Annotated in this window: 22 protein-coding genes and 1 pseudogene; 12 read left to right on the top strand and 11 right to left on the bottom strand. The window is 62.3% G+C overall.

Annotated elements, in window-relative coordinates; all coding sequences use genetic code 11:
- Positions 1–13: 13 nt before the first annotated feature.
- A pseudogene (locus ACQ4MM_RS03795) lies at positions 14–916 on the bottom strand (pseudouridine-5'-phosphate glycosidase); the annotation flags it as partial.
- Positions 917–920: 4 nt separating this feature from the next.
- Positions 921–2,021 carry a carbohydrate kinase gene (locus ACQ4MM_RS03790; RefSeq protein ID WP_431476125.1) on the bottom strand — a complete coding sequence of 367 codons (1,101 nt, stop codon included), beginning with the start codon at positions 2,019–2,021 and terminating at the stop codon, positions 921–923.
- 222 nt (positions 2,022–2,243) lie between these two features.
- Between ACQ4MM_RS03790 and xapA the strand changes: the two genes are divergently transcribed.
- From xapA to ACQ4MM_RS03755, 7 genes are all read left to right on the top strand, one after another.
- On the top strand, positions 2,244–3,083 hold the full coding sequence (gene xapA, locus ACQ4MM_RS03785; protein WP_431476124.1) for a xanthosine phosphorylase: 840 nt from the start codon (positions 2,244–2,246) through the stop codon (positions 3,081–3,083).
- A 113-nt stretch (positions 3,084–3,196) separates the two neighbouring features.
- Positions 3,197–4,390, top strand: coding sequence for a phosphopentomutase (locus ACQ4MM_RS03780; protein ID WP_431476123.1), 1,194 nt, complete (start codon positions 3,197–3,199; stop codon positions 4,388–4,390).
- Entirely contained in the window at positions 4,387–5,349 is a 963-nt protein-coding gene (gene deoC, locus ACQ4MM_RS03775; RefSeq protein WP_431476122.1) for a deoxyribose-phosphate aldolase, read from the top strand. The genes ACQ4MM_RS03780 and deoC overlap by 4 nt, the downstream gene beginning before the upstream one ends.
- Before the next feature lie 12 nt (positions 5,350–5,361).
- Positions 5,362–7,749 (top strand): aldehyde dehydrogenase family protein, encoded by a 2,388-nt coding sequence (locus ACQ4MM_RS03770; protein ID WP_431476121.1) that lies wholly within the window; start codon positions 5,362–5,364, stop codon positions 7,747–7,749.
- A gap of 142 nt (positions 7,750–7,891) precedes the next feature.
- Positions 7,892–9,214: a thymidine phosphorylase gene (gene deoA, locus ACQ4MM_RS03765; protein ID WP_431476120.1), complete on the top strand. Its 1,323-nt coding sequence runs from the start codon at positions 7,892–7,894 to the stop codon at positions 9,212–9,214.
- 118 nt (positions 9,215–9,332) lie between these two features.
- Positions 9,333–9,737, top strand: a complete 405-nt coding sequence (locus tag ACQ4MM_RS03760; protein ID WP_431476119.1) for a cytidine deaminase — start codon at positions 9,333–9,335, stop codon at positions 9,735–9,737.
- Positions 9,738–9,742: 5 nt separating this feature from the next.
- On the top strand, positions 9,743–10,957 hold the full coding sequence (locus ACQ4MM_RS03755) for a nucleoside deaminase (protein ID WP_431476118.1): 1,215 nt from the start codon (positions 9,743–9,745) through the stop codon (positions 10,955–10,957).
- 3 nt (positions 10,958–10,960) lie between these two features.
- Here ACQ4MM_RS03755 and ACQ4MM_RS03750 read toward each other — a convergent pair whose 3' ends face one another.
- From ACQ4MM_RS03750 to ACQ4MM_RS03720, 7 genes are all read right to left on the bottom strand, one after another.
- Positions 10,961–11,341: a YybH family protein gene (locus ACQ4MM_RS03750; protein WP_431476117.1), complete on the bottom strand. Its 381-nt coding sequence runs from the start codon at positions 11,339–11,341 to the stop codon at positions 10,961–10,963.
- Positions 11,342–11,740 carry a VOC family protein gene (locus ACQ4MM_RS03745; RefSeq protein WP_431476116.1) on the bottom strand — a complete coding sequence of 133 codons (399 nt, stop codon included), beginning with the start codon at positions 11,738–11,740 and terminating at the stop codon, positions 11,342–11,344.
- Positions 11,740–12,165, bottom strand: a complete 426-nt coding sequence (locus ACQ4MM_RS03740) for a VOC family protein (protein ID WP_431476115.1) — start codon at positions 12,163–12,165, stop codon at positions 11,740–11,742. Before ACQ4MM_RS03740 ends, ACQ4MM_RS03745 begins: the two co-directional genes overlap by 1 nt.
- Positions 12,166–12,243: 78 nt before the next feature.
- A complete protein-coding gene (locus ACQ4MM_RS03735; protein WP_431476114.1) occupies positions 12,244–13,032 on the bottom strand; it encodes a LytR/AlgR family response regulator transcription factor in 789 nt (262 codons plus the stop codon).
- Between the two features lie 3 nt (positions 13,033–13,035).
- Positions 13,036–13,932: a sensor histidine kinase gene (locus ACQ4MM_RS03730; protein ID WP_431476113.1), complete on the bottom strand. Its 897-nt coding sequence runs from the start codon at positions 13,930–13,932 to the stop codon at positions 13,036–13,038.
- Complete coding sequence (locus tag ACQ4MM_RS03725) at positions 13,925–14,167, bottom strand: hypothetical protein (protein ID WP_431476112.1); 243 nt, start codon at positions 14,165–14,167, stop codon at positions 13,925–13,927. The genes ACQ4MM_RS03730 and ACQ4MM_RS03725 overlap by 8 nt, the downstream gene beginning before the upstream one ends.
- Before the next feature lie 113 nt (positions 14,168–14,280).
- Positions 14,281–14,832: a GNAT family N-acetyltransferase gene (locus tag ACQ4MM_RS03720; RefSeq protein ID WP_431476111.1), complete on the bottom strand. Its 552-nt coding sequence runs from the start codon at positions 14,830–14,832 to the stop codon at positions 14,281–14,283.
- Positions 14,833–14,935: 103 nt separating this feature from the next.
- Here ACQ4MM_RS03720 and ACQ4MM_RS03715 point away from each other — a divergent pair, with 103 nt between their 5' ends.
- Genes ACQ4MM_RS03715 through ACQ4MM_RS03695 form a run of 5 tightly spaced genes read left to right on the top strand, consistent with a single transcriptional unit; the run spans position 14,936 to position 18,440 of the window.
- Positions 14,936–15,538 (top strand): hypothetical protein, encoded by a 603-nt coding sequence (locus ACQ4MM_RS03715; RefSeq protein ID WP_431476110.1) that lies wholly within the window; start codon positions 14,936–14,938, stop codon positions 15,536–15,538.
- Between the two features lie 45 nt (positions 15,539–15,583).
- Positions 15,584–15,955 (top strand): VOC family protein, encoded by a 372-nt coding sequence (locus tag ACQ4MM_RS03710; RefSeq protein ID WP_431476109.1) that lies wholly within the window; start codon positions 15,584–15,586, stop codon positions 15,953–15,955.
- Positions 15,956–15,968: 13 nt separating this feature from the next.
- The gene (locus tag ACQ4MM_RS03705) at positions 15,969–17,024 is read left to right on the top strand and encodes a hypothetical protein (RefSeq protein ID WP_431476108.1); all 1,056 of its coding nucleotides are present in this window, start codon (positions 15,969–15,971) and stop codon (positions 17,022–17,024) included.
- A 30-nt stretch (positions 17,025–17,054) separates the two neighbouring features.
- On the top strand, positions 17,055–17,492 hold the full coding sequence (locus tag ACQ4MM_RS03700) for a nuclear transport factor 2 family protein (RefSeq protein ID WP_431476107.1): 438 nt from the start codon (positions 17,055–17,057) through the stop codon (positions 17,490–17,492).
- Between the two features lie 3 nt (positions 17,493–17,495).
- Positions 17,496–18,440: a diguanylate cyclase domain-containing protein gene (locus ACQ4MM_RS03695; RefSeq protein ID WP_431476106.1), complete on the top strand. Its 945-nt coding sequence runs from the start codon at positions 17,496–17,498 to the stop codon at positions 18,438–18,440.
- 22 nt (positions 18,441–18,462) lie between these two features.
- Here the strand turns inward: ACQ4MM_RS03695 and ACQ4MM_RS03690 are convergent, their stop codons facing one another.
- Together ACQ4MM_RS03690 and ACQ4MM_RS03685 are read right to left on the bottom strand one after the other, a co-directional pair.
- A complete protein-coding gene (locus ACQ4MM_RS03690; RefSeq protein WP_431476105.1) occupies positions 18,463–19,098 on the bottom strand; it encodes a TetR/AcrR family transcriptional regulator in 636 nt (211 codons plus the stop codon).
- The gene (locus tag ACQ4MM_RS03685) at positions 19,085–20,539 is read right to left on the bottom strand and encodes a PLP-dependent aminotransferase family protein (RefSeq protein WP_431476104.1); all 1,455 of its coding nucleotides are present in this window, start codon (positions 20,537–20,539) and stop codon (positions 19,085–19,087) included. The genes ACQ4MM_RS03690 and ACQ4MM_RS03685 overlap by 14 nt, the downstream gene beginning before the upstream one ends.
- Positions 20,540–20,641 lie beyond the last annotated feature (102 nt).

The raw sequence follows: 20,641 nt of genomic DNA, 5'->3' as shown, positions 1-20,641 counted from the left end.
ATGGATGCTCCTGCAGCTCACGCGCCAGGGCAGCGCCGACGCGTGCGTTGTTTTTCACCAGTGCGATATTTGTCTTCAGGCTGCGACCCTCGGTAAGGGTCTTGATGCGGGCCAGCAGGAAGGGCGTAACCTTCTTGCCGGTGACGCCGTTTTGTTCCGCTTCCTGCAAGGCGCGCAGGGTGATGGCGTCGATCTCGTCTTTCGGCATGGCTTCTTCCACCGGTACCGGCGCGGAAACCACCACGCCGCCGTTCAGGCCGAGGGCCCACTTGGTCGCGATGAAGGATGCCTGATCGGTGGCCGTGTCGAGCTGGAAGTCGGCATTGAAGCCGCTTTCGCGCGTGAAGAATGCCGGGGAAGCCAGGCTGGCCGACGGATATCACCGGCACGCCATGAGTCTCCAGGTATTCCAGCGTCAGGCCGATGTCGAGGATCGACTTCACGCCCGCACACACCCACGGCCACGTTGGTCTGGGCCAGTTCCTGCAGGTCGGCCGAAATGTCCATGCTGGTTTCAGCGCCGCGGTGCACGCCGCCGATGCCGCCCGTGACGAACACCTTGATGCCGGCCAGTTGCGCGCAGATCATGGTGGCGGCCACGGTAGTGGCGCCCAGTTTGCCCTGCGAGAGCACATAAGCCAGGTCGCGGCGCGATACCTTGATTGCGTCCGGCGAATTGCCCAGTTCTTCCAGCTGTTCTTCGGGCAGGCCGATGCAGATCTTGCCGCCGATGATGGCGATGGTGGCCGGTACTGCGCCCGCATCGCGGATGATCTGTTCCACTTCACGCGCGGTCTGCACATTCTGCGGGTAGGGCATGCCGTGAGAAATGATGGTCGATTCCAGCGCGACGATCGGTTTGCCGGTGGCACGGGCGTTGGCCGACTTCTGGAGAGAAGGACAGGAATTGGTGCATGGTTTTACTCCTCGGTATGCGCAGTAGCGAGCAAGTCAGCGCTCAGTTCGGGCGACACGGTGTGCGGGCTGGCCAGCGTGATGGAGGCGGCATTCAGTCCGCGCTCGCAGGCCAGGGTCAATTGTTCGGGTTCTTGCAGCAGCGACCAGCAGACGGCGGCCGAGAAGGCATCGCCGGCGCCGGTCACGTCGACCACCTCGGCGTCGTGCGCCGGCAGCCAGTGCAGGGCCTGGCCCAGGGTGTGATAAACGCCGCTGGCGCCGCAGGTGACGATGATGTCGCGCGCACCATCGGCTTGCAGCTGGTGGCACGCTGCCTGCACATCGGCTTCGGTCGGCAGCGGGCGGCCGGCGCGGGTTTCCAGTTCGCCGCGGTTCAGGATCAGCAGCGACAGGCCGTTCAGGTCTTTCGGCAGGCGTGCCATTTTCGGCTGCGACACCGCGACCACCACCAGCGGCACACCGGAAACGCGGGCGTCGGCCAGCAGCATGGCAACCGATTCGATCGGCAGGTTGAGGTCCGCCACCACCATGCCGGCGGCATTGCGCTGTGGCTGGCGGCTGGCGACCCAACCCGGGGTAAGCTGGTCGAAGATGGCCATGTCGGCCAGCGCGACCACCATTTCGCCGGAAGCATCCAGCACGGCGGTGTAGGTGCCGCTGCCGATGCCGTTGACCTGCAGGCTGCCCTCCATGCCGATGCCGAATGCTTCGGCCTGGGCACGCAGGGCGCGGCCGGAGGAGTCGTCGCCCAGGGCGGTCAGCAGGGAGCAGGGCAGGCCGAGCTGCGCCAGGTTGGCCGCGATATTTCGTGCCACGCCACCGAAACTTTCCTCAGCGCAAGCTGGATTCGAGGTGGCCATTTGCAGCGGGGCGTGCGGGCGCAGCTTGCGGTCGAGGCAGGCGGCACCGATGCACAGCACGGTGCGCTCGTTGCGCAAGACATAGGCTCGGCCCAACAGCTTGCGTTCGCGGATCAGGCTGGCGATGTGGCCGGCCACGGCAGAGCGCGACAGGGCGAGCTGCTCCGCCAGCTCTTGCTGGGAAATAAAGGGGTTAGCCCGAATCAGCTCGTAAAGCTGTTCCTTGCGGGAGAGATCGGTCACGAAAAGCTCGCTATAAACATTTGTTTGCGATGCTAAACATTTGTCCGTTGCATGTCAAACGGAAGGCGCTCCTATAATAAACTCATATTTATAGCGCTTGCGTATAAATAGCAAAGAAAAATGGTATTTGCCATACATATAGACGATGATGCATAGTGTCGTGGTACGTTCAAAGGGCCTGTTCTGGCCAGCTCACCTAAAGATATAAAAACGAGGAACTCCATGTCTTCCAATACCCCATTCCAGGCAGCCGCCATCATCCGTGCTCGCATGCCGGCCAATTTCCAGCCACGCGTTGCAATGATCCTGGGCTCCGGCCTGGGCGTGCTGGCCGAACAGATGACCGATGCGGTGTCGATCTCCTTCGACGAACTGCCAGGTTTCCCGATCTCCACCGTGCATGGCCACGCCGGCCAACTGGTACTGGGTACGCTGGCTGGCGTGCAGGTTGTCTGCCTGAAGGGCCGCGGCCACTTCTACGAAGGTTACGGCCCTGCGGTGATGACTTCCGCCGTGCGCACCATCAAGCTGCTGGGCTGCGAAATGCTGTTCGTGACCAATGCGGCGGGCTCGCTGCGTCCTGAAGTGGACGCCGGTTCGCTGGTGGCGCTGAATGACCATATCAACTTCCTGCCTGGCACCCCGATGGTTGGCCCGAACGACGAACGTTTCGGTCCGCGCTTCTTCTCGATGGCGAATGCTTACGATGCGGACCTGCGCAAGCTGCTGCAGTCGACCGCGGCCGACAAGTCGATCACCCTGCATGAAGGCGTGTACATCGCTTACCCAGGACCGAACTTTGAAACCCCTGCCGAAATCCGCGCCTTCAAGACGCTGGGTGCTGACGTTGTCGGCATGTCTGTGGTGCCGGAAGTTGTGTCGGCCCGTCACTGCGGCCTGAAGGTGGTTGGCGTTTCCGTGGTTACCAACCTGGCTGAAGGCCTGTCGCCGTTCCCGCTGTCGCACGAGCAGACGCTGAAGTACGCGGCCGTTGGCGCGGAATCGCTGATCAAGCTGATTCTGGCGTTCCTGGATAATGTGGCCAAGGCGCCAAAGGCTTAAACCGGTAAATCTGGGTCAGGCACAAGTGCCTGACCCGACCCGCGGCCGCCGCATTAGCGGGTCTGACCCTTGGGTCAGACCCAGAATTTCGGGTTTGAATTGAGAGGCATCCCATGTCCCGCGCATTTATCCTGTTGTTAGACTCCTTCGGCCTCGGCGCAACGCCGGATGCCCACAAATACGGCGACCAGGCCTACAACACCTTCGGCCACATCGCGAAATGGGCGGCCAGCGAAGGCAAGCCGATGTCCCTGCCAACCATGGAAAGCCTGGGCCTGGCCGCAGCCGCGCATACCGCGTCGGGCGAATGGGCCGCCGGCTTTGAAAAGCGCGACGGTTTCACCGGCGCTTACGGTGCGGCGCGCGAGCAATCCACCGGCAAGGACACCCAGTCGGGCCACTGGGAAATCGCCGGCGTGCCGGTGCTGTTCGACTGGGGCTACTTCCCGAAAGAAGTACCGTCCTTTCCTAAAGAGCTGACCGACAAGCTGCAGGAACTGACCGGCGTGCCGGGCTTCCTGGGCAATTGCCACGCCTCCGGTACAACCATCATCACCGACCTGGGCGACGAGCATGTCGCCACCGGCAAGCCTATCCTGTACACCTCCGCCGACTCCGTGCTGCAGATCGCATGCCATGAAGAGCACTTCGGCCTGGAGCGCCTGTACGATATGTGCGAGAAAGCCTATGAGCTGGTCAAGCCGTACAACATCGGCCGCGTTATCGCCCGCCCATTCCTGGGCGCGAACGGCGACTACAAGCGCACCGCCAACCGCCACGATTACGCCGTGCCGCCAAGCGCGCCAACCTTGCTGGACCACGTGAAGAACGAAGGCGGCGAAGTGATCGCGCTGGGCAAGATCAGCGATATCTACGCCGCGCAAGGCGTGAGCCGCGTGCTGAAGGGCCCTGACAATATGGCGCTGTTCGACAAGCTGCTGGAAGCGCAGCGCGAAGCGGGCGACAAGTCGCTGACCTTTGTCAATTTCGTCGACTTCGACATGCACTTCGGCCACCGCCGCGACGTTGCAGGCTATTCGAACGCGCTGCATGAAATGGATGAGCGCCTGCCGGAATTCATCGCCAAGCTGAAGGACGGCGACTTGTGCGTGATCACTGCCGACCACGGCTGCGACCCGACCGCACCAGGTTCCGACCACACCCGCGAACATATTCCTGTGCTGTTCTTCGGCCCTGGCGTCAAGCCGCAGTCGCTAGGCATCTCGGAAACTTTCTCCGACATCGGCCAGACCATCGCGCATCACCTGGGCGTGAAACCTCTTTCCAACGGAACCAACCTGCTATGACTATGACCCCTGACTTCAAGCGCAACGAGGCGATTGGCCTCGACCTGGGCTGGCTGAATCACATCCATGTGAACAAGTCCGCCGCGGACCGCCGCGCCGCATCGCTGGCGAACCGCCGCACCGTGAAGAAAGAGTACCAGGCCGCCTGGCTGGTGAAGGCGATCGAGCTGATCGACCTGACCACGCTGGCTGGCGACGACACCCCGGGCCGCGTTGAGCGCCTGTGCATGAAAGCCATGCGTCCGCTGCGCCAGGACCTGGTGGAAGCTCTGGGCCTGCAGGAGCGCAAGCTGATGACCGGCGCCGTCTGCGTGTACCACGAGATGATCCAGCACGCCGATGCAGTGCTGAAAGGCCGCCTGCCTATCGCTGCGGTGTCGACCGGTTTCCCGGCCGGCCTGACCAGCATGGAAACCAAGGTGCGCGAAGTTGAACTGTCGGTCGCGGCAGGCGCGAAAGAGATCGACATCGTGATCACCCGCCAACACGTCCTGACCGGCAACTGGCAGGCGCTGTACGATGAGATGCTGGCTTACCGCAAGGCTTGCGGCGAAGCGCACGTGAAGGCCATCCTGGCTACCGGCGACCTGGTGACGCTGGAAAACGTGGCGAAGGCATCGTGGGTCTGCATGATGGCAGGCGCCGATTTCATCAAGACATCGACCGGCAAGGAAGGCGTCAACGCCACCATTCCGGTATCGCTGGTGATGGTGCGTGCAATCCGCGAATACTACGAGCGTACCGGCTTCAAGGTGGGCTACAAGCCGGCAGGCGGCGTGGGTAGCGCCAAGACTGCGCTGCAATACATGACCGTGATGAAGGAAGAACTGGGCAACGAGTGGCTCGAACCGCACCTGTTCCGTATCGGTGCATCGAGCCTGCTGACCGACATCGAGCGCCAGCTGGAGCACCATGTGACCGGCGCCTACTCCGCCGCCCATCGCCACGCGCAACCATAAGAAGACATCGCCATGCCAACAATTAACGAGATCCTCAATACCATGGACTACGGCCCTGCACCAGAAAGCCAGAAAGAAGCGCAAGCGTGGCTGGAGCAGCGCTCCCGCAAGTTCGGCCTGTTTATCGACAACGAATGGACTTCGCCAGGCGAAACCTTCGCCAGCTACAACCCGGCTGACGGCTCGCAACTGGCCGAGCTGACCCAGGCTACCGCTGTCGACGTGGCGCGCGCTGTGACCGCGGCGCGCAAGGCGCTGCCGGGCTGGCAGGCACTGGGCGGCCACGGCCGCGCCAAGATCATGTACGCCATCGCACGCCTGATGCAAAAGCATGCGCGCCTGTTCGCCGTACTGGAGACCCTGGACAACGGCAAGACCATCCGCGAAACCCGCGACGCCGACCTGCCGCTGGTGGCTCGCCACTTCTACTACCACGCTGGTTGGGCGCAACTGCTGGACGAAGAATTCCCAGGCCACCGCGCCGTCGGCGTCGTCGGCCAGATCGTGCCTTGGAACTTCCCGCTGCTGATGCTGGCATGGAAGATTGCTCCTGCGCTGGCCGCCGGTAACACCATCGTCTTCAAGCCGGCTGAATTCACGCCGCTGACCGCAATGCTGTTCGCCGAGATTTGCCAGCAAGCCGGCGTGCCAGCCGGTGTCGTGAACATCGTGACCGGCGACGGCCGCACTGGTGAAGCCATCGTCGGCCACCAGGGCATCGACAAGCTGGCTTTCACCGGCTCCACCGAAGTTGGCCGCATCATCCGCGAAGCCACCGCCGGCACCGGCAAGAAGCTGTCGCTGGAACTGGGCGGCAAGTCGCCGTTCATCGTCTTCGAAGATGCTGACCTGGACGCCGCGGTCGAAGGCCTGGTCGATTCGATCTGGTTCAACCAGGGCCAGGTTTGCTGCGCCGGTTCCCGCCTGCTGGTGCAGGAATCCGTACAGGAGCGCTTCCTGAAGAAGCTGAAAGCGCGCATGGACAACCTGCGCCTCGGTTCTCCGCTGGACAAGTCGATGGACATCGGCGCCCTAGTCGATCCGATCCAGCGCCAACGCATCGCAGGCCTGGTGGACTCCGCCCGTGCCGAAGGCTGCGAGGTGTACCAGCCAGCTGGCTGCGAACTGCCGGCCACCGGCTCGTGGTTCCCGCCAACCCTGATTACCGGCGCGTCGACTTCCGCTGCCGTGGCGCAAGCTGAAATCTTCGGCCCTGTGCTGGTGGCGATGAGCTTCCGTACCCCGGCTGAAGCAGTGCAACTGGCTAACAACACTGTGTACGGCCTGGCTTCCTGCGTGTGGACCGAGAACATTTCGCTGGCGCTGGACATGGCGCCGCAAATCAAGGCCGGCGTGGTGTGGATCAACACCGCCAACCAGTTCGACGCTGCTTGCGGCTTCGGTGGCTACAAGGAATCGGGCTATGGCCGTGAGGGCGGCCGTGAAGGCATGTTCGAGTACCTGGTGCCGGTGTCGGAAGATGCACGTCCGGCCGCGCCATCGTTCAAGAAGCCTGCCAAGCCGGATACCGAACACGTTCCTTCGACCGATCCGTTCGCGGTCGACCGCACCGCCAAGCTGTACATCGGCGGCAAGCAGTCCCGCCCTGATGGCGCCTACTCGCGCGCCGTCCACGGCGCCGACGGCAAATTCCTGGGCGAAGTGGGCGAGGGTAACCGCAAGGACATCCGCAACGCCGTTGAAGCTGCGCACAAGGCGACCGGCTGGACCAAGGCCACTGCGCACAACCGCGCGCAAGTGCTGTACTACATCGCCGAGAACCTGGCTGCCCGCGGCGCCGAATTCGCAGAACGTATCGCGGCGCAGACCGGCACCAAGAACGCCGAGAAGGAAGTGCAAGCTTCCATCGAGCGCCTGTTCTACTGGGCAGCATGGGCTGACAAGTACGACGGCCTGGCACACCAGCCGCCGATGCACGGTATCACCGTTGCTCTGAACGAAGCGATCGGCGTGATCGGCGTTGTCTGCCCGAACGAGAACCCGCTGCTGGGCTTCATCTCGCTGGTGGCTCCAGCTATCGCCGTGGGCAACCGCGTGGTAGCTGTGCCATCGGAAGCGTATCCGCTGTCGGCAACCGATTTGTACCAGGTGTTCGATACCTCCGACCTGCCGGGCGGCGTGGTGAACATCGTCACGGGTTCGGCTGACGAACTGGCGCGCACCCTGGCTTCGCACGCCGACGTTGACGCAGTGTGGCGCCACGACGGTTCCGCAGCCGGTTGCGCGGAAGTGGAGAAGCTGTCCGCCGGTTCGTTGAAGCGCACCTGGACCGGCGGCGCGAAAGGCCGCGACTGGTTCTCGACCGCGCAGGCTGGTGGCCGCGTCGTACTGGCGCATGCTTCGCAAGTGAAAAACATCTGGATTCCTTACGGCGTCTAAACCCGCCAAACCCGGTAAACCAGGGTCAGACCCAAGGGTCTGACCCGCCTGATCCGCAGTCCGCGGCTTCGGCACCAGTGGGTCCGACCCTTGGGTCGTACCCAGGTTTACCGGTTGGAAGTAAAAAAGAAAAGAGAAAAAAATGTTCCTCCCACAGGAAATCATCCGTAAAAAACGCGACGGCGGTGTGCTGAGCAAAGAAGAGATCCAATTCTTCGTCAAAGGCATCACCGACAACAGCGTCAGCGAAGGCCAGATCGCCGCGCTGGCGATGGCGGTATTCTTCAACGATATGACCATGGACGAGCGCGTGGCGTTCACCCTGGCCATGCGCGATTCCGGCGAAGTGCTGGACTGGAAATCCCTGAACCTGCCAGGTCCGGTGATGGACAAGCACTCCACCGGCGGCGTCGGTGACGTAGTCTCCCTGATGCTCGGCCCGATGATCGCTGCCTGCGGCGGCTTCGTGCCGATGATCTCCGGCCGCGGCCTGGGCCACACCGGCGGCACGCTGGACAAGTTCGATTCCATCCCAGGCTACTCCACCGTCCCGACCAACGACAAGTTCCGTGAAGTGGTGAAGGATGTCGGCGTGGCCATCATTGGCCAGACCGCGTCGCTGGCGCCGTCGGACAAGCGCTTCTACTCGATCCGCGACGTCACTGCGACCGTGGAATCGGTGGCGATGATCACCGGCTCCATCCTGTCGAAGAAGCTGGCCGCGGGCCTGGACGTATTGGCGATGGACGTGAAAGCCGGCTCCGGCGCCTTCATGCCGACCTACGAGAAATCGGTCGAACTGGCCGAATCCATCGTCAAGGTTGGCAATGGCGCGGGCACGCTGACTTCGGCCTTGCTGACCGATATGAATGAATCGCTGTCGCCATGGGCCGGCAATGCGCTGGAAGTACGCGGCGCGATCGACTACCTGACCGGCAAGTTCCGTCCTGCTCGCTTGCACGAAGTCACCATGTCGCTGTGCGCCGAGATGCTGGTGCTGGGCAAGCTGGCTGCCAACGAGGCCGATGCACGCGCCAAGCTGCAGCATGCGCTGGACTCCGGCGAAGCGGCTGAGCGCTTCTCGCGCATGGTTACTGCGCTGGGCGGCCCTGCCGACCTGGTGGAGAACATGGACAAGCACCTGGAGAAGGCGCCGATCGTGGTGCCGGTGCCTGCGCCGCGCGCTGGCTACGCTGCTTCCACCGTTTGCCGCGATATCGGCCTGGCGGTGGTGTCGCTGGGCGGTGGCCGTCGCCGTCCGACCGATGCGATCGACTTCGCTGTCGGTTTGACCGACCTGGTGGAACTGGGGCAGCCGCTGCAGGCTGGCCAGCCGATGGCCATGGTGCATGCGCGTACTCAAGCCGCTGCCGAGCAGGCGGTGCGCGAGGTGCAGGCGGCTTATACGATTGCTGATACTGCGCCTGCGGCGAATCCGATCGTGTACCGTACGATTCGCCCATAAAACCGGTGAAGCAGGGTCTGACCCAAGGGTCAGACCCGTCTTTGGCCAGGCCACTGACTCCGGAGATGGCGGGTCGGACCCTTGGGTCTGACCCAGATTTACCGGTTTTGGAGAAAGAATGAACAACGAAAAACTGATCGAACAGGCCAAGGCGGCGCGCCTGAAAGCCTATACGCCATATTCCAACTTCAAGGTCGGTGCCGCGCTACTGGCGAAGGACGGCAAAGTTTTCCACGGCTGTAACGTGGAAAACGCCAGCTACGGCCTGTGCAACTGCGCCGAGCGTACCGCCTTCTTCAGCGCCATCGCAGAAGGCTACCAGCCGGGCGATTTTGACAAGCTGGCAGTCGTCGGCGAAACGGACAACCCGATCGCTCCTTGCGGCGCCTGCCGCCAGGTCACGCTGGAATTGGGCGGCAACCAGCTGCCGGTCGTGCTGGCCAACCTGAAAGGCGACGTCCGCGAAACCACCGCAGCCGAACTGCTCCCGGAAGCCTTCGGCGGCTGGGACTTGAAGAAGTAACACGCGTGAAGAAGGCCATCGACGTTCAAACGGCCGTCGCCATCGCGGCGGCGGAAGCCATTGCAGCAAAGACCCAGGGCACCTTCGGCGTCGGCGGCGTGATGCTGGACGCCAGCGGCAGCGTGCTCAAGGCGCTGCATAACAACGTCATCAAGCATGGCCTGATCTATGACCCTACCGCGCACAGCGAACGCCAGTTGATCGACTGGTACTTCGCCGAACGCGCGAAAGGCAATGAACTGCCGCCTCCAGAGGAAGTCACGATTGTGACCTCGCTCGACCCGTGCTGCATGTGCACGGGCGCCATCCTGGCGGCAGGTTTCAATGTCGTCGTAGCGGCGCCGGACAGCAAGGCCGGTATCAACTACAACGGTTCCGCCTTTTATCCATCGCTGCCGGTGGCGCTGCGCCCGCAGGCCGAGCGCACTTTCGCCTATCCGGCCGTGCTGGGTACTTCCTCGTATGCACGGCGCGGGGCAGGGGCCTCGCCGAAGCCATTTTTCATCGGCAAAACCATCGCCGAGCCTACGCAAGCCTTATGCTCGCTGGTGTTCGAGGCCACCTCGGCCAACGTGATGGACTTGTTTAATATCGATCCGCCGCAAGCGGAGTTGAAAGACCCGGCTACGCTGCCGGAAGACCATTTCATCGTGCGTGCGCTGAAGCGCGCCTTCCCCGATGCCTTGACCTACCGCTGCGCGCCGCGCACGCCGGACGTGGGGCTGGCGCCGTACCTGCGGCAAGCAATGGCGCGCGACAAGGCGCAAGGCGGCAAGGGCGATGCGGTGGCGCTGCTGGACTCGTTCGGCAACCTGCTGCTGTGCTGCCACGGCCGCCTGCAGACATCCACCATCCGCACCGCATTCATGGAGTGCACGCGAGCCTATGCACAACTGCGCTACAAGCTGATGGAAGGCGCCGATGCGGCAACGCAGGCCGAGGTGCGCCATTACCTGGGGCACCCGAAAGACGGCACGTTTGTGTTTGCAGTGGGCCCGGATGAAGGCGCACTGAGCTTCATGGCGCTCGGCGCGTATGGATCGACCATGGAAGGCGCTCTGCCGCACAACAATCCGGCCCAGTTCCAGTACGTGCGCCCGGCGATGCCGGAGCAGGCGCTGCACGAACTGTGCAGCCACCTGCCTCCGCTGTACCGCAGCCTGATCAAGATTCGCCCGGCCCAGGTGGCAGATGCCGCCCTGGTCGCGGCCATCAACTAGCACTCAGCCAAGCAGGTTGGCGTCGCGCGCCAGCTGCCATTTGCCGGCAACGTTCTTGCGGTACACCGACAGCACATTGCCTTGCTTGTGCATGGTCTCGCCGCCCGCCAGCGGCGTAATTGCCACCCGCAACTGTGTTGTGCAGTAGGCCAGGTTGCCGCCGACCTCGACTTGCTGCACCTCGGCGTGCGATTCCACGCGATGCGATGCCAGCACCGCGCGCACGCCTTTCTCGAAGGCGGCTCGGCCGCGCATGATGGGCTGGCCGGCGACGTAGAACTCGACGTCTTCGGTCATCAGCGGCAAAATGCGGTCGACGTCGGCAGCCAGGGTGGCGCGGGTCCACTCCGCGACCAGCTCGCGGATTGCCTGCTCATCGCTCATTCAAGCTCCCTCGAAGGATGCGCTGGCATCGTTCTGCATCATGCCGAAGATATTGCCGTCCGGGTCCTTGGCATAGGCCAGCCAGCCGACGCCGGGCACCGGCATTCTCGGCACCGCGACTGTGCCTTTCAGTTCCGTCAGCAGGGCAAGGGATTTGTCGAGGTCTTCCACATCGACGGTGCAGACGAAGGCGTTGACGGAGGCGCCTTCTTCCGGGCGCGGCCCGCGGCGCGGCAGCAGGCCGCCATTGATGCCGGGCGCACCGACTTCTCCGGTGCCGACCAGCCAGTATTCGCCGCCTTCCCATTTGGAAAAGCTCCAGTCGAACATCTTTCCGTAAAAATCGATCAGGGCTTGTGGCTCGCTGGCCTGGATTTCAAAGTGAACTGCGCGTCCCATCAGTGCTCCCAAGGGTCATAAGTGCCTATGCTCCACACATGCCCTTCGGGATCTCGACAGGTAAATCCACGGCCGCCGTAATCTTCGTCCTGCAAGGGCATCTCGATTGGCGCCCCGGCTTGCACGCAGCGCGCGTGCACTTCGTCGGCGTCGTTGACGACCAGGTAGGCGGTTTGGGTGACAACCATCCCGAGCTGGGCTGGCTGCCTCAGCAAACGGCCATAGTCGGTGTCAAAGATGGAGCTTAGCATGACCATGCCGTTACCGTAAGAAAGCTGGGCATGGGCGATGGTGCCGTCTTCGTTGGGGACCACCAGCGTGGCCTTGAAGCCCAAGGTGTTACACAGCCAGTCGATGGCGGCCGGCGCGTCGCGGTAACGCAGGCAGGGCAGGATGGTCGCGCGCGTGGCCTTTGGAATCGTCATCGTTCTCTCCCGGTAATCACGGCATAGTCAGGTCAATATAGACCAGCACCGTAGCGGGGGCAAGCGAGCGCGGGCGACCTACATTTGCTGGAATAAATGGGTGTTGCCGCGGCTGACTTCGAGTTCTTCGGTGGAGTTGCGCACGCGGACCATCTGGCGGCCGCGCAGGTCGCGCGTCACCTCGGCAATCGCATCGACGCGCACGAGGGTGGAGCGATGGATGCGCCAGAATTCATTCGGGTCCAGCTCGTCTTCCAGTTCCTTCAAGGTTTTGCGGATCAAGAATTCGCCCTGGGCCGTTTGCACGCGCGTATATTTTTCATCGGCGCGAAAGAACAACACTTCCTTGGTGGAGATCATGCGCAGGCTGTTACCGACCTGGGCCTGGATCCAGTGCAGGTATTCTGGCTGCGGCGCGCCTGCGCCGGCCGCCGGGCTGCGGCCGCTCTGCTGCAACAGCTGGCTGAGTTGGCGTTCGATATTATTGGGTGTCTTGCCGAGGCGCGTTTGCAGGCGCTCGCAGGCGGTTTTCAGGCGTTCCAGGTTGACTGGCTTGAGCAGGTAATCCAAGGCGCCTTGTTCGAATGCCTCAATCGCATATTGGTCGTAGGCAGTGATGAAGACGATGTGGCAACGATTGAACAGCATGCGTGCCGCTTCGATGCCGGTCAGGCCGGGCATGCGGATATCGAGGAACACGATGTCGGGCTGGTGCTGGCCGGCCAGCGCGATCGCTTCGATGCCGTTGGCCGCTTCGGCCACGATTTCCAGCTCGGGCCAGGCTTCGTGCAGGCGCTTGCGCAACATGTCGCGCATCGGTTCTTCATCGTCGGCGATGATGGCGGTGGCTTTGGGCTGGTTGCTCATGGCTCAGGGCTTGGCAAAGATATCTGGTGCAAACGGAATGCAGATCGCGGCGCGGCAGCCGCCGTCGACCGGCTGCTCAATCAGCAATTGTGCGCGGGTGCCGTACATCAGCTTCAGGCGTTCGCGCACATTGGTCAGGCCGACGCCATCGCCGGCATAGGCATTGAAGCCGACGCCGTCATCCTGCACGTCCACTTGCAGCACGCTGCCGTTGACGCTGGCGCGGATATCGATGCGGCCGCCCGCCACTTTCGGCTCCAGGCCGTGCTTGATCGAATTCTCGATCAGGATCTGCAGCATCATCGGCGGGAAGGTCGCGCTTTCCAGTTCCTGCGGCACGTCGATCGATACCGACAGACGCGACTTCATGCGGGCCTGCATGATGGCGAGATAGGAATGCGCCATCTGGATCTGGCGGCCCAGCGTGCCGTTGCCGCGCGAGCGCATCTGGGGCAGGGTGGCGCGCAGGTATTCGATCAAATGGGTGTGGATCTTGGCCGCTTCCGGCGGGTCGGTCTCGATCAGCTGGCCGATCAGGGCCAGGGTGTTGAACAGGAAATGCGGTTCGACCTGCGCCTGCAGGGCCGACATCTGGGCTTCCACCAGGCGCCGCTCCAGGCTTTCGTTGCCGGCCTGGGCCGCGGACTTGCGTGCTTCGATTTCCGCCTTGCGCTTGCCGCCGGCGAGGATCTTCAGGCCGGCTGAGCCGATGATGAAGAAAGCTACTTGTTTCGGATGCAGCACAGGCGTCAGGCCGAGCAGGAAGGCGAGCATCCACGTCACGACCAGCTGGCGCAAAGGCACCTGTGCCAGCCAGTCGAAGAAGTCCCACCACAGGCTGCTGGCCGTGTCGCCAATCTCCCCAACGAAAGAGAGCACGCTGCGCGTCCGTTTACCCATGTTGCTTTTTGTCTCCGAAGACGTTGATGGCCAGCTTGGCAATCAGCACGCCGATAAACAGGGTGATGACCAGGGGCAGGATGGTCAGGAACAGGGCGATCACAATGCACATGCCAACGATGGCGGGCCAGGACATATGGTCCAGCGTGCGCACGAAGTGGCGGCCGATGCCGATAATGGCTTGCCAGACTTCTTTCACGGTTTCCTTGGCGCTTTTGTTAATCGTTTTCATCATTTCCTCCTTGCGTTTCGATGATGCAACTGTACCGCTGCGGGCGGCAACAGTGGAGTGACATCCGACGAATTGCACTGCGGGGCGGATGACCTGCCATGGGGCGCGATGAACGGCTAGCGTGCAGCCAGCCAATCGGATCGCAGCAAGCCGAAAAAGTCGGTGTCGCAGATCTCGCCATTGATGATCCAGCGCTCACGCATATGGCCCTCGTGCACAAAGTGCAAGCCCTTCAGCAACTTGGCGGAGGCGGTATTGCGCGGATCGATGTCGGCTTCGATGCGGTGCAGGCGCAGGACGCGGAACGCATGGTCGATCAGGGCGGCCATGGCTTCCTGCATATAACCCTTGCCCCAGAACGCGCGGTCCAGCATATAGCCGATATCGCAGCGGCGGTTCTGGCGGTTGAAACTGTACAGGTTGATAATGCCGGCCAGCTCGCCCCCGACCTCCACCCCCATGCGCAGCAGGTCACCGCTTTGGTAGCCCTCCTGCGCGGCGGCGAGATAGGCTTCGGCCTGCCCCATGCTGTCCCACGGCGCGCTGCTCCAGTAGCGCATGGCGTCCGGGTCGGAATACATGCGGTACAGCGCAGGCACGTCGGCTGCGGACAGTGAGCGCAGTTGCAGGCGCTGGGAGCTCAGGGTGAAGGGTGCGAAAGCTGGCATGGAGTGCTGACTCTAGGAATTTTTTGCATTTTAACAAGGAAGGCCAGTAAAATCAGTTTTAGCTTTTTGATACTATTTTCTCACCCATTTACGGAGTGGTTTCATGCGTATTTTGCTGGCAAGTACCCTGGTTTTATCCCTGTTCGCCCCGGTGGCGCAAGCCCAGATGTCGAGCGGGAATGGCGGAGCGACATTCAACGGCATGGATCGCGCCGATGATCCGACCAAGGCAATGATGACGCGCTTTATCGATGCCAGCCGCATGACGCTGACTGGCAGCCAGCAATTGCTGGCCGCCCTGGGCCAGCCGCAGGAAGCGGCGGCAATGGGCGAGCGCGCCGGCCAGTTGTCCGAAGCGATGTCGCGCCGTGCGGTTGAGGAGACCCTGGAAACCCAGTTGCGCGGCGTGACCTCGGCCACCAAGGCGCTTGCCGCAGGCGGCCCGGTGCCGGCCGCACGGCTGGAACCTGGCCTGGCCACGCTGGCCCAGGCGGTTGCGCAATACGAGCAGCTGATGAAAGACTTGCCGGAAGCAAAGGCGGCAATGAATACCATGCGCAAGATCAGCAAGGTCGATACGCCCACCTTCTTCATGCTGCGTAGCCTGCCGGGCAGCACCGCCAGCCTGAAGCAGGAGATTCGCGCTGTGGCGCAGGCGTGCCAGCAAGCTGGCGTCAAAGTCCCCGAGGCCTTGCTGGCAATCTGAGCCAATGATAGATTGGCATGGTCCAAGCGATCGGAGGAGTTCGGCATGCAACTCGGTGTATTTTCCCTTAGCCTGAACGTCAAAGACATCCGTGCTTCGCGTGAGTTTTACGTGAAGTTCGGATTCAAGGACTTTGGCGGCAATATCGAGCAGAACTGGCTGATCATGAAGAATGGCGAGCAGGTGATTGGCCTGTTCCAGGGCATGATCGAAAAGAACACGCTGACCTTCAATCCCGGCTGGGACAGCAATGCACAGCTCGTGCCGGGCTACACCGATGTGCGCCAGCTACAACACCAGCTTGAAGAAAACGGCGTGGCGCTGGCCGCCCGCGCCGACGAATCGGGCAGCGGGCCGGCCTACATCATCGCCATTGACCCGGACGGCAATCCTATCCTGATCGACCAGCATATTTAAGCGCAGCACCACTTTGAAATTCCTTGATCGCCTTAGCCTTGACTCATCCACGGATGCGCGGGTCATTCGCCGCGCTTATGCTCGCGAACTGAAACTCATCAACCAGGAAGCGGAGCCTGCGGCGTTCCAGTCTTTACGTGAGGCCTACGAGGCCGCATTGCGCTGGATCGAGGAGGGCGCGCAGGAGCTTCCTGAGCCCATTCAGGAGCATGGGCCGAAGGAGGGTGCGCTGGCGCAATTGCATGGGCTTCAGTCGCTGGAGCACGCGCGGCAAGCGTTGCACCAGCTGCGTCCGGTGAACCTGGCGGATTCCGAGACTTTTGAAGCAGCGGTAGCGGCATTGCTGGATGAGGGTTGGCGTCCGGGACATGAGTATCTATTCCCGGCTGCATGTGAAATATTCTACTGGGATGGCCGCCGGCTGCCTGCCTACCTGGATGATTTTGACGCACTGGCCGGTGCCATCGAGGACCTGAAGTTTTTGCGGATGCAGCCGGAAGAGGCGCGCACCAATCATACGCGTGTGATCGACTGTCTGCGCGATACTGGGATGCCGGGCCTTGCAGACCTGGCGCGAGATATCCTGATTGCGGAATTCGTATCCACCAGGTACCCGGACTTGACGTACCTGACCTGTGCGCCGCGCAAGGTTGAACAGTGGCGCAAGCATATGTCGCAGCTGGTGGCGCAGGTAAAAGCGCAGGAAACTGGCCGGCTGGAGGAAACTGAATCGCGCTCACTCGAGTTGCTGCGCTGGTTCGGCCTTGCCTGGGTCGTTGCCTGGATCTACTTGGGTGCAACCGACTTCCGGATCTTGCGCAAGAAGGAACCGCTGCGGCAACTCACCGTGATGGAAATGCAGTGGATTACAAAGAATGTCGAACCGATCCGGGTCGAACGGCCGGTTGAATATGAAGTAAGCCTGAGCGAGAGTGGCGACATCAGCGGGCTTGATCTTGTAGAGAGCCAGGACGGTGCTGCCGTCAGCGGCGTGGCCGATGCAATCCGCATAGCCGCCCCTTACCCGGCTGAATATCCGAGAGTGTTCCGGGTCCGGTTCCCGATTTAAGGGGAACGACAACTTGAAACTGGAAAGCCAATGAAGATTCGCCTATCGATGATCGCGGCAGCACTGGCGTTTGGCGCGGTAAGCGCCTTTGCCGTGTCGCCATCGGAAGAACTTGCGCGACAGGCCGATGCATGGGACAAAGCCATCATCCGCAAGGACCGCGCCGCCATCGCGGACAACATGGCGGAAGAGTTCCGCCAGATCAGCGCGCGCGGCGACGTGGCCGGCAAGGCTGCCTTTCTCGACGCGATCATGTCGCCCAAGCTGGTCATCAATCCCTATGGCGTGGACGACATGGATATACGCTTCTACGGCGACGACGTGGCGCTGGTGAGCGGCCGCACGCGCATGACCGGGAGTTATGACGGAAAACCGTTCGGCAGCCATTACCGCTATATTGACGTCTATGTGCGCAAGGAAGGGAAGTGGCGCGTAGCAAGCGTGCAGATCACACCAGTACAGGAGTAGGCCATGAACGACCGGCTGGATCTTCCCCAATCGAAGCTGGTTGCCATCGTCGATGCCCAGCTTGAACTGGCGCGGCTTGGACCGGCCTTCGGCGCCCTGATGGACCTGGCTGCGGCAAAAGCCATGCAGTTGACTGGCGCGGATGGCGCCGTCATCGAGCTGGTGGAAGGCAGCGAGGTGGTCTACCGCGCGGCACATGGCCTGGCGGAAGCGCAGCTTGGCCTGCGCATGCAGATCAAAGGCAGTTTATCGGGACTCGTGCTGACCTCGCGCCAGCCTGCCACCTGTACCGATTCCGAAATCGATGAACGCGTGAATCGCGAAGCCTGCCGCCGAGTGGGTCTGCGTTCGATGGCGATCCTGCCGCTGCTGTTTGGCGAGCAGGCGGGCGGCGTGCTGAAACTGGCGTGGCGTGCACCGCGGCCTTTCGATGAAGATGAAGTGCTGCTGGGACAGGCGATTGCCGACATGACTGCCGCGCTGATGTTCCATGCTTCGCAAGAGGGCGCGCAAGTCCTGCAGCGCAAGGTGACGCAAGACCCCGCGACGGCGCTGCCAAACCGTTCTTCGTTTTACGAGCAATTGCGGGTCCGGGTTGATGATGCGATAGCGCGCAGCGGCCATGTGGGCGTGATGGTGGTGCGCGTGCGTCCGCAGCACCGCGACGTGATGGTGGAACTAGCGCGGCGGCTTGGCAGGGAATGCCGCGAGGGCGATGTGCTGGCACGCTTGGGTGTCGATGAATTCGGCGTGATCCTGAGCGTGGCTGCACGGCGCTCCATCGTCCAGAGCCAGGTGCTGCGCTTCAAACAGGCCGCGACAAGGGAGCCGCTGTTGTTGCCGGACGGCGCGAAAGTCGACCTGACGTTGCGCTTCGGTGGCGCGCTATATCCGGATGATGGCAGGGCCATCTCGGAATTGCTGGCGGTAGCGCGGGAGGCCGGGTGAGCGTCGCATTGCCTGGCTTGAGCTATGGTTTGGCGGGGAGCAGGGAGGCGATCACCAGCCTGGTGATGGTCTCTTCAGCATTGACGAAATCGGCGCCGGTCAATTGGCCGGTGCCAAGCACCAGCTGCATCTGCCTGGAGAAGTCGGCGTAGGACTGGGTCATGGCCCAGATCGCAAACAAAAGGTGGGTGGCGTTGACGGGGACGATGCGGCCTTCGGCGATCCAGCGTTCGAATACTTCGATATCCTTGCGCACCAGCGGCACCACGCGTGCTCGAATCTGCTCGCCATATAGCGGTGCGCCGCTGATCACTTCCATGGCGTAGACGCGCGAACCCCAGGGATGCTCGCGCGAGAAATCCAGTTTGGCTTTTATATAGGCTCGCAGCACTTCGGCCGGCTCGCCGTCCGGTTCCGCAATATTGGCCATGCGCGCCAGCCATTCGTCCAGCACATCGTCCAGTACGCGCTGGTAGAGCGCCTGCTTGGTCGGGAAGTAGTACATCAGGTTCTGTTTCGACAGGCCGACGTTGTCCGCAATGGTGGAGACGGAGGCGCCTTCGTAGCCCGACTCCGCAAACACGCGCACGGCTTCGGCGGCGATATCCGCTTCCAGCCGGTCGCGGTTGATCACGCGGCGCAATTTAGCTGATGCCATATTCCCTCCTGATGGACTGCAGGAAGTTCCGCAGTTGTGGGCTGTCCGAATAAGCGACGTTGAAGCGGAACCAGATCGATGCCGGCTGCCGTAATTGGAAAAACTCGCCGGGTGCGAGCAGGATGCCGGACTTCAGCGCCTGGTCCGCCAGCAGCTTGCCGTTGCAGTCCTGCGACGGCGCCTGTTGCCATCCGGCGCTGACGAACATGCCGCCGCGTGGCCTGGCGATCGGTGCCATGCCGGCCAGCGCAAGCAGGTCGGTGGTGCGCTCGCGGCCTTCGGCCAGTTGCGACACCAGCTTTTCCACCATGCGTTTGTAGGGCCGTGCGGTGATCGCGTGGTAGGCGGCGCGTTCGTTCACTTCCGAGGTGGTGAGGCCGGCCAGCATCTTCACGCGTACCAACTCTGGCAGCAGCGAAGCGGAAGCGCAGATAGAACCGACGCGCAGCACCGGCGACAGCGTCTTGGAAAAGCTGCCGACCCGGATCACGCGCCGCAAGCCATCCATCGCGGCCAGCGAAGCTTCGCCGCGTGCGGTGAGCTCGCGGTAGATATCGTCTTCCACCAGCCAGAAGTCGAACTGTTCGGCAAATCCCAGCAGGCGGTGCGCCTGGGCCTGCGTCAGGCTGGTGCCGAGTGGATTTTGCAGCACGGTGTTGACGAACATGAGCTTGGGCTGGGTCTCGCGTGCCTGCGCCGCGAGGAAATCCATATCCAGGCCATGCTCGTCGCGCGGAATGCCGACGGCATGGCAGCCGTGGTGGCGGATCAGCGACAGCAGGTTGCTGTACACCGGGTCTTCCACGAAGACCGTGTCGCCCGGCTTGGTCAATGTGCGCAGGATCAGGTCGAAGGCGTGAGTGGCGCCATGCGTGAGCAGGATCTGCTCCGCTTCAATAGCGAACAGTTCGTCGCTTAAGGTGGACGCCATGTATTGCCGCAGGCCGGGGAAACCGAGCGGGTGACCGTAGCCGCGCAGGCGGTTGGCCGGGATGCGCATGGCGTGGCGCACCGCGTCGAGGATGGTGTCTTCGCCATACCACTCGGGCGGCAGCCATCCGGCACCGACTGGCAGCGCCTCGGAGGCGCCGGAATACAGTTCGGGCGTCAGGGCATCGACGGCGGCCGGCGTGGCGAACATGGCCGTCTGCGGCAGCAGGGCCGGGACGTCGTGGCGAGCAACAAAATAGCCGGAACCGCGGCGTGATGACAACAGTCCGAGGGTGACCAGGCGGTCGTAAGCTTCGACAACTGTAAAGGTGCTGATGCCATTACACTTCGCAAATTGCCTGACCGACGGCATCTTTGTGCCAACGCGCAGCTCGCGGCTTGCCACCATGGCGCTGATGGCGTCCACGATCTTTTCAACCAGGCTGCCCTTCTTCGCGCGCTCAATGGAAAGCACGGGCCATGCGGAGTTGGGAGTTGCGCTGTCGTCCATTGGGGCCTCTAGAACTGTACTGTTTTTGCTACCTGTACGGTTGGAACGTTTCCGCGTATGTGTATATGTGCCATAGTTAACTTGCTGTCTATTATTGCATCA

The organism is Massilia eburnea (assembly GCF_050709955.1).
GTDB classification, from domain to species: domain Bacteria; phylum Pseudomonadota; class Gammaproteobacteria; order Burkholderiales; family Burkholderiaceae_D; genus Rugamonas; species Rugamonas eburnea_A.
Note: the sequence above shows the minus strand (reverse complement) of the source record. Positions and strands in the feature narration are given on the sequence as shown.